Consider the following 13,706-nt stretch of genomic DNA (forward strand, 5'->3'; position numbering starts at 1 on the left):
GTTTGCGGTAAATGACAACCCTAGGTCAAACCACCATTCCTCCCGGAGAAGAGTTGCGCACCATCATTGTCACAGGTGCCTCTTCCGGTATAGGCGCCTATTGCGCCCATGCTCTTAAGAAGGAAGGCTGGCGGGTGTTCGCAACGGCCCGAAAGCCCGAAGATATCGCTGCGCTCGAGGCCGACGGCATCGAGGCCTTTTATCTGGACTACACCGAGTCCGGATCGATCGAGGCGCTGGTGGCGTCGGTGCTGGAACGGACCGACGGCCGGCTCGATGCGCTCTTCAACAATGGCGCCTACGGACAGCCCGGCGCCGTCGAGGACCTGCCGGTCGAGGCTTTACGGCAGCAGTTCGAGGCCAATGTCTTTGGCTGGCATGACCTCACTCGCCGTGTCGTACCGGTGATGCGCCGCCAAGGCCATGGTCGTCTCGTTCATTGCTCGTCGATCCTCGGCCTGGCGCCGGTGCCTTTCCGCGGCGCCTACTCGGCATCGAAGCACGCTATCGAAGGGCTGATGCTGTCCCTCTACCAAGAACTCCTCGGCAGCGGAATCCATGTTTCGCTGATCGAGCCGGGGCCGGTGAAATCGAAGATCGCCAGCAACAGCCTTGCGTGGTTCCTGGCAAATATCGATCACGAGAAGTCCGTTCATCGCCTCGCCTATGCGGCGCAACTCAAACGGCTGCGGGCCGGCGGCAGCACATCGCGGCTGAAGCCCGGGCCGGAGGTGGTTTATTCCGCCTTGCATCATGCGCTTCTGTCGAGGCGCCCGCGCCCGCATTATGTGGTAACTGTGCCGGCCAGGATCGGCGCGATCCTTAAACGCATCCTGCCGTCATCGGCACTCTACCGTCTGCTCGCCAAACGCGCCTGAACGCAATCCAACTGGAACACACCATGGCAACCGTCTTCAACATCCTCGCCGTTCTCGTTATGGTCGCCGTGGTGATCGTACTGATCCGCGGCCTCATCAACATGATGCGCGGCGGCTCCAGCATGACCTCCAACAAACTGATGCAGACGCGCGTGCTCTTGCAGTTCGTGGCCTTGGTGCTGATCATGCTGGCGGTGTATTTCACCCGTAAGTGACGCAGCAGCCACCAGCCGGGAGGTAACCCGTGGTCAAGCTCAACAAGATCTACACCCGCACTGGCGACGATGGCACCACAGGCCTCGGCTCTGGCGAGCGGCGGCTGAAATCCGACCTTCGCATCGACGCCTACGGCACGGTCGACGAGGCCAATGCCTGCATCGGCATGGCCCGGATTCATACCGCGGCAGTAAATCCGGCGATCGATGCGATGCTCAACCGCATCCAGAACGACCTTTTCGACCTCGGCGCCGATCTGGCAGTCCCCGATAATGGCAAGCCGCTCGACTACGAGCCGTTGCGCATCATCGCCTCGCAGACCGACCGCATCGAACAGGATATCGATCTCCTCAACAAGGACCTTGAGCCGCTCAAATCCTTCGTGCTCAACGGCGGTACGCCGGCAGCGGCTGCCCTTCACCTCGCCCGCACGGTGGCCCGCCGCGCCGAGCGCATCATGGTGGCGCTGTCGCAAGACCCGGACGAGCACGTCAACCGCGAGGCGATAAGATACATCAACCGTGTCTCGGACTTTCTGTTCGTCGCCGCACGCGCGGTCAATGACAACGGAAATGCCGACGTGCTATGGGTTCCCGGCAAGAACCGCTGAATCTGCCGGAAGCGGGAGAGGCCTGATGTTTATCCCGCTTTACGACACCAACCGGCTGCGGCACATCAAGCTGCAATATGTGACGATCAGCCTGATCGCGCTCAACGTGCTGATCTACTTTGTCACCACACTGGGCGGCGAGGATTTCGCCAACGCCGCGGTGCTGGGCCTCGGTTTCATCCCGTCGGTTGTGCATGACAGCGTCGAGCTCGCTCCGCAATTTGTCGTCATTCCGGAGAGCCTGAGCTATCTGACCTATTCCTTCCTGCACGCGGATATCTTCCACCTCGGCGGCAACATGCTGTTCCTGTGGGTGTTCGGCGACAATGTCGAGGATGCACTCGGCCATGTCCGCTACCTCGTCTTCTACCTGCTTTGCGCCATCGCCGGCGCTTTCTTCCAGGGTCTGGTTGCCTGGGATTCGCCGGTGCCGCTGATTGGCGCGTCGGGCGCCATCGCCGGTGTGGTCGCCGCCTATCTGATCCTTTATCCGCGGGTGAAGGTATGGGTGCTGGTCTTCGCGCGCATCCCGTTGCGCATCCCGGCCTTCATCCCGCTGATCCTGTGGATCCTGTTCCAGATCTTCATGTTCGCCCAGGGGGGCGAGGATCAGGTTTCCTGGGCCTGCCATATTGGCGGCATCATCGCTGGAGCCGTGCTGGTGCTTGTCTTGCGCAGCCGCGGCGTACCGCTACTCGCCGGCGCAGACGAGGAGCCGGCCGTGGTCGCCGGTCCGGTGCCCGTAGCCGTGGAGCCGGCGCCAAGTGACCCACAACCTGCGCAGCCGGCGCCGCGCTGGGGCCGGGGGACCGTTTCCGGTCCGGACTGAACCGATTTGAGTGCTTCGCCGAGCATCCGAATGCGCCCCGGATATTGACGCGCGGGGTCGCCGCAACTACGGAAGCGCCACCCTACTGGCGTGGCGAAGACCAGAATTCCGTCCGGAATGTCGGCTTTCGACAACTCTGAAGAGGTGCACGCTGCTATAGCGCGCCCGACGAGCGTGAAGAGACTATCGTGAAAGAGGTGACAGGCAAATGAAGATCCTTGTGCCCGTGAAGCGGGTTGTGGATGCGAACGTCAAGGTCCGGGTGAAGGCGGACGGTTCGGCGGTGGAACTCGCCAACGTCAAGATGGCGATGAACCCGTTCGACGAGATTGCGGTCGAAGAGGCGATCCGGCTGAAGGAAGCTGGCAAGGCCGAAGAGATCATCGTCGTGTCGATCGGGCCGCAGCAGGCACAGGAGACCTTGCGCACGGCGCTCGCCATGGGCGCCGACCGCGCCATCCTGGTCAAGACCGACGAGCAGACTGAGCCGCTGGGCGTCGCCAAGGTGCTGAAGGGCGTCGTCGAGGCAGAACAGCCCGGCCTTGTCATTCTCGGCAAGCAGGCGATCGACGACGATTCCAACCAGACCGGCCAGATGCTGGCCGCACTTCTCGGCTGGGCGCAGGGCACCTTCGCCTCCAAGATCGTGCTCGACGGTGACAAGGCCACGGTGACGCGCGAGGTCGATGGCGGCCTGCAGACGCTGGAACTGAAGATGCCGGCGATCGTCACGGCCGATTTGCGGCTGAACCAGCCACGCTACGCGTCTCTGCCCAACATCATGAAGGCCAAGAAGAAGCCGCTCGACGAGAAGAGCCCTGCCGATTACGGCGCCGATGTCAAGCCGCGGCTTAAAGTGATCAAGACCGAGGAGCCGGGCGGCCGCAAGGCGGGCGTCAAGGTCAAGAGCGTCGCCGAACTGGTAGACAAGCTGAAGAACGAAGCCGGCGTGCTCTAAGGAAATCCGATGAGGCCGGCCTGCAAACGGCCGGTTTCTCCGCTTCCGGTGCTCACGTACTGAAGTACGCTCCGCTCCGGTTCTCGAAACCAACCGTTTTCGACTCGGCCTGACCGGATTTCAGGAGCCTCGAAGACGAAAGTCAGGAAAACATCATGGCTATTCTTCTGATTGCCGAACACGACAACGCTGCGCTTTCCGACCAGACCGCCAAGGCGCTTTCGGCGGCGCTGCAGATCGGTTCGGACGTGCATGTGCTGGTTGCCGGCAAAGGTGCCAAGCCGGCAGCGGACGCCGCCGCCAAGCTCAAGGGCGTCACCAAGGTGCTGCTCGCCGACGCCGACGAACTGACCGAGCGTCTCGCCGAACCGCTGGCGGCACTCGTCGTTTCGCTTGCTGAGCCATACGAGACGATCATCGCGCCGGCGACCTCGTCGGGCAAGAACGTCGCGCCCCGCGTGGCGGCGCTGCTCGATGTCGCCCAGATATCTGAAATCATCGAAGTCGTGTCGCCCGACACCTTCAAGCGGCCGATCTATGCCGGCAACGCCATCCAGACGGTGCAGTCCAGTGACGCCAAGAAGGTCATCACGGTGCGTACCGCTTCCTTCCAGGCAGCACCCGAGGGCGGTTCCGCGCCGGTCGAGACGGTCCAGGCGGCGGCCAATCCCGGCCTGTCGAGCTTTGTCGAGAACAAGCTCTCCGAGACCGACCGTCCAGAGCTGACCTCGGCCAAGATCATCATCTCGGGCGGCCGTGCGCTGGGCTCCTCCGAGAAGTTCCAGGAGGTCATCCTGCCGGTCGCCGACAAGCTCGGTGCGGCGGTTGGCGCATCTCGCGCCGCCGTCGATGCCGGCTATGCGCCGAACGACTGGCAGGTCGGCCAGACCGGCAAGGTGGTAGCGCCCGACCTTTATATTGCCGTCGGCATCTCCGGTGCCATCCAGCACCTTGCCGGCATGAAGGATTCGAAGGTGATCGTTGCCATCAACAAGGACGAGGAAGCGCCGATCTTCCAGGTCGCCGACTACGGTCTCGTCGGCGATCTCTTCGTCATTCTGCCGGAACTGCAAAAGGCGCTTTGACGCCTTCTGCCAAAGCGTATTAAATTCTGAGGGGTGGGGTAGACGAAGTCGCCCCGCCCTTTTAGTTTGCACTGCACAAAAAACGGGCCGCAAAGGCCTCGACGGGATCGGGTAATGAGCAAGATCGAGACGATCGGCATCATCGGCGCGGGCCAGATGGGTGGCGGCATCGCCCATGTGTCGGCGCTGGCGGGCTATAAGGTGCTGGTTTACGATATTTCGCCCGACCGCATCGAAAAGGGCATCGCCACGGTCAGCGGCAACATGGCCCGTCAGGTCGGCTCCGGCAAACTCGAGGAAAAGCTGCGCAATGAGGCGATGGCGCGCATTTCGGCGGCACCGGCCATGGCCGACCTTGCGGGCGCCGATCTGGTGATCGAAGCAGCGACCGAGGACGAGACGGTCAAGCGCAAGATCTATGCCCAGCTCTGCCCGCAGCTCAACCCCGAGGCCATCCTGGCGACGAACACGTCATCGATCTCGATCACACGGCTGGCTTCGCAGACCGACCGGCCGGAACGCTTCATCGGCATACATTTCATGAATCCGGTTCCGGTGATGAAGCTGGTCGAGCTGGTGCGCGGCATCGCCACCGAGGACCAGACCTTCGAGGCGGCAAAAACCTATGTGAAGCAGCTCGACAAGACGATCACCGTCTCGGAGGATTTCCCGGCCTTCATCGTCAACCGCATCCTGCTGCCGATGATCAACGAGGCGATCTACACGCTCTATGAAGGTGTCGGCTCGGTCGACGCCATCGATACCGCCATGAAGCTCGGCGCCAACCATCCGATGGGGCCGCTGCAGCTTGCCGATTTCATCGGGCTCGATACCTGCCTGTCGATCATGCAGGTGCTGCATGACGGGCTGTCGGATTCGAAATACCGCCCCTGCCCGCTGCTGGTCAAATATGTCGAGGCTGGCTGGCTCGGCCGCAAGACCGGCCGCGGCTTCTACGACTATCGCGGCGAGCATCCCGTTCCGACACGCTGATCGCCTCGCTACCAGCGCACAAAAAGTCGTCCGCCGAGCGCCCCGAGCACGGCAAGGATGGCGACCGCGATCGTATACCAGGTGCCGACGAAAAGCGGCGAATCGTCGAAGCAATGCGCCGCATAGAAGGTCGCCGCCAGCCCGCCGGCAAGCAGGCCCGCGGCCGCACCGGCAAGCACCGGCCTTGTCGGCGCGCCATGGCGCAGCACCGCGAGAAAGACGGCAAGCGGGCCGATCCCGATCAACGGAATGAAGGTCAGGCAGATGACCATGTTCGTGCCGACCAGGCGCGTGCCCCAGTCGGACGCAGGCACGGCGAAGAGTTCGAGAATCACAGCCACAATCACCAGCAGCGGCGCGGCGACCATCCAGCTCACCGCCCGGCCGGTCGATGCACCGGGCGTCGACAGCCCACGCACCAGGACAAAGGCGCTGGCGGCAAGAGCAATCGTGAAGACGAATTTGGACAGGAACCGCATCGTGTGCATGGCGATCGCGATGTCGGGGCGCGGGCCGATCGTCAGCCAGAAAACCGCGGCCGCGATCACGATGGCCGCGCCGGTGGCAAGCCACCAGGTGGTGCCTAGCGGCAGCGCCTTGCTGCGGGCATCGGCGTCGAGCGCCTTGATGAGATCTTCGGTCCTCATGTTATTCCCGCCCCGCCCTGAACCGTTTGGCAATGGCGGCAAGCCCGCGGTGCAGTGACACCCGCACAGCCGTCTCGCTGATGCCGAATTTGGCCGCGGTCTCACCGATTGACCGGCCTTCGACCGATACGGCCGAGACGACGGAACGCTGTGCCGGCGACAGGCTGTCGAGCGCCCGGTTGATGTCGCGCTCGCTCACCGTCTCCGATTCCGGCTCGGCAAAGGTCTCGGCGATTTCGTCGATCTCGATCTCGATCCGCCGACCGCGCCGCCGGAACGCATCGATCAGCTTGAAGCGGGCTATTGCATAGACCCAAGGCAGCACCGGCGCATCATGGCGCCAGGTGTGTCGTTTCACATGAATGGCCAGCAAGGTTTCCTGCACGACATCCTCGGGATCCACCCCGCCCTGCACGATCTTGCGCCGGGCAAAGCCACGAACGAGCGCGGCGATCCGGTGCAGAAAGTCGGCATAGGCCCTTTCGTCTCCGGCGATCGCGGCCCGCAGCAGGCGTGAAAGCTCGGCTTCGTCCTTGCCGCTCACAAGAGTTCACTCCCCGATATTCGCGTCTCGGCGCTGATTTGTTACGGGGCCGGCGAAATAATGTCCAAGGCAAATTAGCTGAGCATCACGAAAGTTTGCTCCTTTTGAGCGATTGAGTGGGCCAGCAATGTTGACTGCACCAGTCAGGTATTGGTAGGTGCAGCGTGCCAAGCCAAAGACCATCGAAATCGAGGACGACGCCATGAAATATGCTCTTTCCGCCCTTGCCGGTGCGACAGCACTTGCAATCAGCCTGATCGCCGGCCCGGCAATAGCAGAGGACGAGGGCATCGTCGTCTACAACGCCCAGCACGAAAACCTGACCAAGGCCTGGGCGGAGGGATTCACCAAGGAAACCGGCATCAAGGTTACCGTCCGCAATGGCGGCGACAGCGATTTCTCCAATCAGATCGTTGCGGAAGGCACCGCTTCGCCCGCCGATGTATTCCTGACGGAGAATTCGCCGGCCATGGCATTAGTCGAGGCGGCCGGCCTGTTCGCACCGGTCGGCACCGAGACGCTGGCCCAGGTTCCGCAGGAGTACCAGCCGGCGAGCGGCAAATGGGTCGGCGTCGCCGCGCGCAGCACCGTCTTTGCCTACAACAAGACCAAGCTGAGCGCCGACCAGCTGCCCAAATCGCTGCTCGATCTCGCCGATCCGAGCTGGAAGGGCCGCTGGGCCGCTTCGCCCTCCGGCGCCGATTTCCAGGCGATCGTCAGCGCGCTTCTGCAGCTCAAGGGTGAGGCGGCGACGGCCGAATGGCTGAAGGCGATGAAGGAGAATTTTACCGCCTATAAGGGCAACAGCACGGTGATGAAGGCGGTCAATGCCGGCGAGGTCGAAGGCGGCGTGATCTATCACTATTACTACTACGGCGATCAGGCCAAGACCGGCGAGAACAGCAAGAACGTCGAGTTGCACTATTTCAAGCATCAGGATCCCGGTGCTTTCGTCTCGATTTCCGGCGGCGGCGTGCTGGCCTCGAGCAAGCACCCGAAGGAAGCGCAGGCTTTCCTGAAATGGGTCACCGGCAATGGCGGCCAGGACGTGCTGAAAACAGGCGATTCGTTCGAATACGCAGTCGGCAAGGGCGCCGAGTCCAATCCGAAGCTGGTGCCGCTGGCCGATCTGCAGGCGCCGAAAGTCGACCCGACGACGCTGAACTCGAAAAAGGTGACCGACCTGATGACGGCGGCCGGCTTGCTTTAGCCGGCGTTCGTCCTAAAAGGGCAACCGACTGCGCTCCTGTGGGAATTCGCTTTCCACAGGAGCGCTCTGTTTTCAAGATGGCATTTGCCTATGACCACAAGCTACCCGCGAGATTATCCGCCGCCGATCGTTTCCGCCTCCGGGCGGAGCTGGCGCAACGTCTGATCTGATGCAATCCGCGATCGATCTCGCACGCCCAGGCTTGCCGGCCGACGCCACGGCCGTGCGGGCACGTCGTTGGTCGGTCTCATGGATTGCGTTGGCTGCCGTCTTTGTCTCGCTTTTCGCGCTGCTGCCGCTTGCCTTCATCGTCTGGGTGGCGGTGCAGACCGGCTGGGAAACGGTGGCGGCGCTGGTGTTCAGGCCGCGCGTCGGCGAACTTCTGGTCAACACCAGCCTGCTGGTGGTGTTGGCGGTGCCGATCTCGATCGTGCTGTCGGTCATGCTGGCCTGGCTGACCGAGCGCAGCGATCTGCCGGGTGCCCGCCTATGGGCCTGGCTGTCGGTGGCGCCGCTCGCCATTCCGGCCTTCGTCCACAGTTACGCCTGGGTCACCATGGTGCCCAGACTGCACGGCCTGTGGGCCGGCGTGCTTGTGTCGGTCATCGCCTATTTCCCCTTCCTTTATCTGCCGGTGGCGGCGGCATTGCGCCGGCTCGATCCCGCTCTCGAGGATGCAGCGGCAGCCCTTGGTCTCGGCCCGTGGCGTGTGTTCAGGCGTGTCGTGCTGCCGCAGCTCCGGCTCGCCATTTGCGGCGGCTCCCTGCTGGTCGGCCTGCATCTCCTGGCCGAATACGGGCTCTATGTCTTCATCCGCTTCGACACCTTCACCACCGCGATCGTCGACCAGTTCCAGTCGACCTTCAACGGTCCCGCCGCCAACATGCTGGCCGGCGTGCTGGTGACCTGCTGCCTTGTGCTGCTCGGGCTGGAGGTGCTGGTGCGCGGCGAGGAGCGCTATGCCCGCGTCGGTTCGGGTGCTGCGCGCCAGCAGCAGCGCACGGGCCTTGGGCGCGCCACCATTCCTTGCCTGCTGCTGCCTGCCATTACCACGCTGCTGGCGCTCGGCGTGCCGTTCGCCACTATCGGCCGCTGGCTCATGGCCGGCGGCGCCGATGTCTGGCGGCTCGACGAGATCGGCCTGGCGCTTGGCCAAACGCTGTTCCTAGCAATTGCCGGCGCGCTGCTCGCCACCGTCGCGGCAATGCCGATGGCGTGGATTTCGATCCGCGCGCCGGGGCGGCTGCAACGCGTCCTGGAGGGCTGCAACTATATCGTCGGCGCGTTGCCCGGCGTTGTCATCGCCCTGGCGCTGGTCACCATCGCCGTGCGTATCGCCATGCCGCTCTACCAGACCCTGTTCACCATCCTGGTCGCCTATGCGCTGATGTTCCTGCCGCGCGCCCTGATTAGCCTCAGGGCGTCGATCGCACAGGCGCCGGTCGAGCTCGAACGCGCCGCCTCCAGCCTCGGCCGGTCGCCGCTCAAGGCGCTGTGGTCGACGACCATCCGCCTGTCGGCGCCGGGCGCCGCAGCCGGCATGGCGTTGGTCGCGCTGGGTATCATGAACGAATTGACCGCAACCCAGATGCTGGCGCCCAACGGCACCCGCACGCTGGCCATGGCGTTCTGGTCCTATAGCGGCGAGATCGACTATGCGTCGGCGGCGCCTTATGCCCTGATCATGGTGGCGATGTCGCTGCCTTTGACCTGGTTGCTCTACGTCCAGTCGAAGCGGATGGCCGGGCGATGAGCTTTCTCGAGCTGAGCGGCATCCACAAGCACTACGGGCCGGTCGCAGCACTTGCCGGCGTCGACCTCAGCGTGGCCAGCGGCAGCCGTACGGCTGTCGTCGGGCCGTCCGGTTGCGGCAAGACCACCTTGCTGCGGCTGATCGCCGGCTTCGAGGCGCCGGACCAGGGCCGCATCGTGCTTGATGGCGAGGTGCTGGCCGATGGCGACACGGCCGTGCCGGCGCATCGCCGCGGCATCGGGCTGGTGGCGCAGGACGGCGCTCTATTCCCGCATCTGAGCATCGCCGCCAATATCGGCTTCGGCATGGGGCGTCACGAGGAAAAGCGCAGTGAGCGCATCGCCGAGCTCGCCTATGTCGTCGGGCTGGACAAAGGTATCCTGAAGCGCCGTCCGCACGAACTCTCCGGTGGCCAGCAGCAGCGCGTCGCGCTCGCCCGCGCCATGGCCATGAAGCCGCGGCTGATGCTGCTCGACGAGCCGTTCTCGGCGCTCGACACCGGCCTGCGCGCCTCGATGCGCAAGGCCGTGGCCGAGCTCCTTGAAACCGCCGGCATCACCACCATCCTGGTCACCCACGACCAGGCCGAGGCGCTGTCTTTCGCCAGCCAGGTCGCGGTGATGCGCGACGGCAAATTCTCGCAGGTCGGCACGCCGCGCGAGCTCTATTTCAAGCCGAAGGACAGGATGGTCGCCGAGTTCCTTGGCGACGCCATCGTCCTGCCGGCAAGGATCGCCGATGGCTTCGCCATCTCGCCGCTCGGCCGCATCGCTGTCGACAGCTCGGAGCGGCGCGACGTCGCCCGCATCATGCTGCGGCCGGAGCAGGTGTTGCTGAAACGCACATCGCGTGAAGGCATGTCCGGCACGCCGGACATGCTGTTCGGCGAGGTGACGGAATCGGAGTTCGCCGGCTCGATGTGCACCATCGCGGTGCGTCTGTTGAACAGCCCCGATCCGCCCGACGCCGCCGCCATCGGCAATACGCCGTTGATCCTGCGCAAGCCGGGCATGGACGCGCCGGCGATCGGCGAGATCGTCCGGCTGACCGTGTCGGGCAAGGCGCATGTGTTTGCCTGAACGGTTTTGCGCAAGGCCGACTTCAATCGACCCGTTTGCCCGCCTGATCGAACCAATGCAGCTTTTCGGACCTGGCCACGACGCGCAACTGGTCGCCTGGCTTGGCGCTGGCGCGGCCTGAGACGCGCACCACGATGCGGCTGCCGGCTGCCACGCAATGGAGAAAGCTTTCGGCACCGACCGGTTCGACCGCTTCCACTGTTGCCGGCAGCGCGAGCGCGCCGGCCGGCGCCTCTGCCGCGAAGGTGATGTCGGCGTCCTCCGGACGAAAGCCTAGTGTCACTGCCTTGCCCTGTCGAGGCGCCAAGCCAATCACAGTACCGTCCGCCAATACCGAGCTTGGGGAGGCCCCTGTGAGCGCCAGCAGATTCATCGGCGGTGCGCCTATGAACGAGGCGACGAAGGTCGAGGCCGGTTTTTCGTACACATCAAGCGGCGCGCCGGTCTGCTCGACCAGGCCGGCGTTCATGACGACGAGGATGTCGGCCAGCGTCATCGCCTCAAGCTGGTCGTGCGTGACATAAACCGAGGTGACGCCAAGCGAGCGCTGCAGATTCTTGATCTCGATGCGCATCTGCCCGCGCAATTTCGCATCGAGGTTGGACAGCGGTTCGTCGAACAGGAAGACCTTCGGGTTGCGCACGATGGCGCGACCCATGGCGACGCGCTGGCGCTGACCGCCGGAAAGCTCGCGCGGGCGCCGGTCGAGCAGCGCCGAAAGCTCCAGCACCTTGGCAGTCGAGCGTACCCTGCTGTCGATCTCGTCATTCGGCGTGCCGCGGTTGCGCAGGCCATAGGCCATGTTGTCGTAGACCTTCATATGTGGATAAAGCGCGTAGTTCTGGAACACCATGGCGATGTCGCGCTCGGTCGGGCCAATGGCGTTGACCACCTTGCCGTCGATGGCGACTGTACCGGCAGAAATCGTCTCCAGCCCGGCGATCATCCTCAGCAGCGTAGACTTGCCGCAGCCGGAGGGGCCGACCAGCACGCAAAGCTCCTTGTCGGGAATGGCGATGGAAACACCCTTCACGGCCTCGACGCCGCTGGGATAGATTTTCCTGACATCCTTCAGATCCACGGTCGCCATCGGCTTCTCACTTTTCGGATTCGACCAGACCGCGCACGAACCAGCGTTGCATTAGCACGACCACCAGGATCGGCGGCACGATGGCCAGCATTGCCGTGACCATCACCAGGTGCCATTGGGTGTCGGCATCGGCGAAGGAAACCATCTTTCTCAGCGCGATGACGATGGTGTTCATGTCGTTGCTGTTGGTGACGAGCAGCGGCCAAAGATACTGCGTCCAGCCATAGATGAAGAGGATCACGAACAGCGCGGCGATGTTTGTCCGCGACAGCGGCACCAGAATATCGAAAAAGAAGCGCCATGGCCCGGCACCGTCGACACGCGCCGCCTCGACCAATTCGCCCGGTATGGTCATGAAGAACTGGCGAAACAGCAGCGTTGCGGTGGCCGAGGCGATCAGCGGGACGATCAGGCCGGCATAGGTGTCGATCATGCCGAGATCGACCATCACCTTGTAGGTCGGCAGGATGCGCACCTCGACTGGAAGCATCAAGGTGATGAAGATCAGCCAGAAGAAGGTCATGCGCAGCGGAAAGCGAAAGAACACGATCGCGTAGGCCGACAGGATCGAGATGAAGATCTTTCCCACCGCAACGCCGAGTGCCATGATCGTGGTGTTGAGGAGCAGCCTGCCGACGCTGACCCCGCCGATACGACCGATGCCGCCGAACAGCGCCTCGCTGTAATTGTTCCATAGCTGGCCGCCGGGCAAGAGCGGCAGGGGCGGCCTGAGGATCGTTTGCAGCGTGTGCGTCGAGGCAACGAAGGTGTAGTAGATCGGAAAAGCCACGATCAATATGCCGAGGATGAGCACGGCATGGGCGATGAAGGTGCGGAGCGGGGACTGGCCGATCATCGCTGCCCTCAGCCGTAATGGACTTTGCGTTCCACATAGCGGAACTGGATCGCTGTGAGCGCAATGACGATGGCCATCAGGATGACCGACTGCGCCGCCGAATCGCCCAGGATCAGATTGACGAAGCCGTCATTGTAGACTTTGTAGACCAGCGTCTCGGTCGTCTTGCCCGGCCCGCCGCCGGTGACGGCATGAACGATGCCGAACGTGTCGAACAGGGCATAGACGGTGTTGACGACCAGCAGGAAAAAGGTTGTCGGCGCAAGCAGCGGGAAGACGATGGTCCAGAAGCGCTTGGTTTCGCCGGCGCCGTCCATGGCCGCCGCTTCGATCAGCGTTTTCGGCACCGCCTGCAGGCCGGCGACGAAGAACAGGAAGTTGTAGCTGATCTGCTTCCAGGCAGCAGCCGACACCAGCAGGATCATGGCGTGGGTGCCGTTGAGCAGCGGGTCCCATACGATGCCGAGGCTTCTCAGCAAATAGGCCAACGAGCCGATCGAGGGATTGAACAGGAAAAGCCAAAGCATGCCGGCAATCGCCGGCGCCACGGCGTAAGGCCATATCAACAGTGTGCGGTAGAGGCCTTTGCCGCGCACGGCCTTCTCGGCCATGACCGCGAGCAGCAGGGCCACAACCATGGCAACGATCGCGGTCGCAAGAGAGAACACTACGGTGACCTTGATCGAGTTGAGGTAGGCCGGATCGGCCAGCACCTTCCGGAAATTGGCAAACCAGACGAACCTGCTCTTCAGCCCGAACGGGTCTTGCCTGAGCATCGACTGGTAAAGCGCCTGACCGGCCGGCCAGTAGAAGAAAACCAGGGTGATGGCGAGTTGTGGCGCCACCAGCAGGTAGGGCAGGATCTTGTTGGGAAAGACGACGCGTGGAGACAGGCTGATTTCCCTCGCTATCCAGGTATCGCCCACGCCGGCTCGCGTGGGCGATATTCCAACCGACT

The 13,706-nt window shown here is 63.4% G+C and carries 15 protein-coding genes; 10 read left to right on the plus strand and 5 right to left on the minus strand.

Annotated features, from left to right (window positions below; translation table 11 throughout):
- Positions 1 to 11 precede the first annotated feature (11 nt).
- From NKI58_RS00745 to NKI58_RS00775, 7 genes are all read left to right on the plus strand, one after another.
- Positions 12 to 878 (plus strand): SDR family oxidoreductase, encoded by an 867-nt coding sequence (locus tag NKI58_RS00745; RefSeq protein WP_352783375.1) that lies wholly within the window; start codon positions 12 to 14, stop codon positions 876 to 878.
- A gap of 23 nt (positions 879 to 901) precedes the next feature.
- Entirely contained in the window at positions 902 to 1,093 is a 192-nt protein-coding gene (locus NKI58_RS00750) for a twin transmembrane helix small protein (protein ID WP_023677950.1), read from the plus strand.
- Positions 1,094 to 1,122: 29 nt separating this feature from the next.
- Positions 1,123 to 1,704 (plus strand): cob(I)yrinic acid a,c-diamide adenosyltransferase, encoded by a 582-nt coding sequence (locus NKI58_RS00755; RefSeq protein WP_352783373.1) that lies wholly within the window; start codon positions 1,123 to 1,125, stop codon positions 1,702 to 1,704.
- Positions 1,705 to 1,729: 25 nt separating this feature from the next.
- Positions 1,730 to 2,533, plus strand: coding sequence for a rhomboid family intramembrane serine protease (locus NKI58_RS00760; protein ID WP_352570548.1), 804 nt, complete (start codon positions 1,730 to 1,732; stop codon positions 2,531 to 2,533).
- 208 nt (positions 2,534 to 2,741) lie between these two features.
- Positions 2,742 to 3,491, plus strand: a complete 750-nt coding sequence (locus tag NKI58_RS00765) for an electron transfer flavoprotein subunit beta/FixA family protein (protein WP_023677947.1) — start codon at positions 2,742 to 2,744, stop codon at positions 3,489 to 3,491.
- A 155-nt stretch (positions 3,492 to 3,646) separates the two neighbouring features.
- On the plus strand, positions 3,647 to 4,576 hold the full coding sequence (locus tag NKI58_RS00770; RefSeq protein WP_023677946.1) for an electron transfer flavoprotein subunit alpha/FixB family protein: 930 nt from the start codon (positions 3,647 to 3,649) through the stop codon (positions 4,574 to 4,576).
- 114 nt (positions 4,577 to 4,690) lie between these two features.
- The gene (locus NKI58_RS00775) at positions 4,691 to 5,569 is read left to right on the plus strand and encodes a 3-hydroxybutyryl-CoA dehydrogenase (RefSeq protein WP_023721073.1); all 879 of its coding nucleotides are present in this window, start codon (positions 4,691 to 4,693) and stop codon (positions 5,567 to 5,569) included.
- Between the two features lie 8 nt (positions 5,570 to 5,577).
- Here the strand turns inward: NKI58_RS00775 and NKI58_RS00780 are convergent, their stop codons facing one another.
- Both NKI58_RS00780 and NKI58_RS00785 read right to left on the minus strand, forming a co-directional pair.
- On the minus strand, positions 5,578 to 6,216 hold the full coding sequence (locus tag NKI58_RS00780; RefSeq protein ID WP_352593919.1) for an NrsF family protein: 639 nt from the start codon (positions 6,214 to 6,216) through the stop codon (positions 5,578 to 5,580).
- 1 nt (position 6,217) lies between these two features.
- Positions 6,218 to 6,760, minus strand: a complete 543-nt coding sequence (locus tag NKI58_RS00785; protein WP_352570551.1) for a sigma-70 family RNA polymerase sigma factor — start codon at positions 6,758 to 6,760, stop codon at positions 6,218 to 6,220.
- Between the two features lie 202 nt (positions 6,761 to 6,962).
- On the opposite strand from NKI58_RS00785, the gene NKI58_RS00790 reads away from it, so the two are divergent.
- The 3 genes from NKI58_RS00790 (at position 6,963) to NKI58_RS00800 (ending at position 10,802) form a co-directional block, all read left to right on the plus strand.
- Positions 6,963 to 7,970, plus strand: a complete 1,008-nt coding sequence (locus NKI58_RS00790; RefSeq protein WP_352577252.1) for an iron ABC transporter substrate-binding protein — start codon at positions 6,963 to 6,965, stop codon at positions 7,968 to 7,970.
- Between the two features lie 169 nt (positions 7,971 to 8,139).
- Positions 8,140 to 9,723 (plus strand): ABC transporter permease, encoded by a 1,584-nt coding sequence (locus tag NKI58_RS00795; protein WP_352577202.1) that lies wholly within the window; start codon positions 8,140 to 8,142, stop codon positions 9,721 to 9,723.
- Positions 9,720 to 10,802: an ABC transporter ATP-binding protein gene (locus tag NKI58_RS00800; protein WP_352577204.1), complete on the plus strand. Its 1,083-nt coding sequence runs from the start codon at positions 9,720 to 9,722 to the stop codon at positions 10,800 to 10,802. Before NKI58_RS00795 ends, NKI58_RS00800 begins: the two co-directional genes overlap by 4 nt.
- A gap of 22 nt (positions 10,803 to 10,824) precedes the next feature.
- Here the strand turns inward: NKI58_RS00800 and ugpC are convergent, their stop codons facing one another.
- Genes ugpC through ugpA form a run of 3 tightly spaced genes read right to left on the minus strand, consistent with a single transcriptional unit; the run spans position 10,825 to position 13,641 of the window.
- Positions 10,825 to 11,892, minus strand: coding sequence for a sn-glycerol-3-phosphate ABC transporter ATP-binding protein UgpC (gene ugpC, locus NKI58_RS00805; protein ID WP_352452447.1), 1,068 nt, complete (start codon positions 11,890 to 11,892; stop codon positions 10,825 to 10,827).
- Positions 11,893 to 11,899: 7 nt separating this feature from the next.
- The gene (ugpE, locus tag NKI58_RS00810; RefSeq protein WP_352570555.1) at positions 11,900 to 12,748 is read right to left on the minus strand and encodes a sn-glycerol-3-phosphate ABC transporter permease UgpE; all 849 of its coding nucleotides are present in this window, start codon (positions 12,746 to 12,748) and stop codon (positions 11,900 to 11,902) included.
- A gap of 8 nt (positions 12,749 to 12,756) precedes the next feature.
- Complete coding sequence (gene ugpA / locus NKI58_RS00815) at positions 12,757 to 13,641, minus strand: sn-glycerol-3-phosphate ABC transporter permease UgpA (RefSeq protein ID WP_023677936.1); 885 nt, start codon at positions 13,639 to 13,641, stop codon at positions 12,757 to 12,759.
- Positions 13,642 to 13,706 lie beyond the last annotated feature (65 nt).

The organism is Mesorhizobium sp. M0522 (assembly GCF_040321085.1).
Taxonomy (GTDB): Bacteria; Pseudomonadota; Alphaproteobacteria; order Rhizobiales; family Rhizobiaceae; genus Mesorhizobium.

Coding starts and splice junctions, on each gene's coding strand:
- NKI58_RS00770 (WP_023677946.1), top strand. CDS start 3,647: ATGGCTATTCTTCTGATTGCCGAACACGACAACGCTGCGCTTTCCGAC.
- NKI58_RS00750 (WP_023677950.1), top strand. CDS start 902: ATGGCAACCGTCTTCAACATCCTCGCCGTTCTCGTTATGGTCGCCGTG.
- NKI58_RS00790 (WP_352577252.1), top strand. CDS start 6,963: ATGAAATATGCTCTTTCCGCCCTTGCCGGTGCGACAGCACTTGCAATC.
- NKI58_RS00745 (WP_352783375.1), top strand. CDS start 12: ATGACAACCCTAGGTCAAACCACCATTCCTCCCGGAGAAGAGTTGCGC.
- NKI58_RS00765 (WP_023677947.1), top strand. CDS start 2,742: ATGAAGATCCTTGTGCCCGTGAAGCGGGTTGTGGATGCGAACGTCAAG.
- NKI58_RS00780 (WP_352593919.1), bottom strand. CDS start 6,216: ATGAGGACCGAAGATCTCATCAAGGCGCTCGACGCCGATGCCCGCAGC.
- NKI58_RS00795 (WP_352577202.1), top strand. CDS start 8,140: ATGCAATCCGCGATCGATCTCGCACGCCCAGGCTTGCCGGCCGACGCC.
- ugpE (WP_352570555.1), bottom strand. CDS start 12,748: ATGATCGGCCAGTCCCCGCTCCGCACCTTCATCGCCCATGCCGTGCTC.
- NKI58_RS00800 (WP_352577204.1), top strand. CDS start 9,720: ATGAGCTTTCTCGAGCTGAGCGGCATCCACAAGCACTACGGGCCGGTC.
- NKI58_RS00760 (WP_352570548.1), top strand. CDS start 1,730: ATGTTTATCCCGCTTTACGACACCAACCGGCTGCGGCACATCAAGCTG.
- NKI58_RS00775 (WP_023721073.1), top strand. CDS start 4,691: ATGAGCAAGATCGAGACGATCGGCATCATCGGCGCGGGCCAGATGGGT.
- ugpC (WP_352452447.1), bottom strand. CDS start 11,892: ATGGCGACCGTGGATCTGAAGGATGTCAGGAAAATCTATCCCAGCGGC.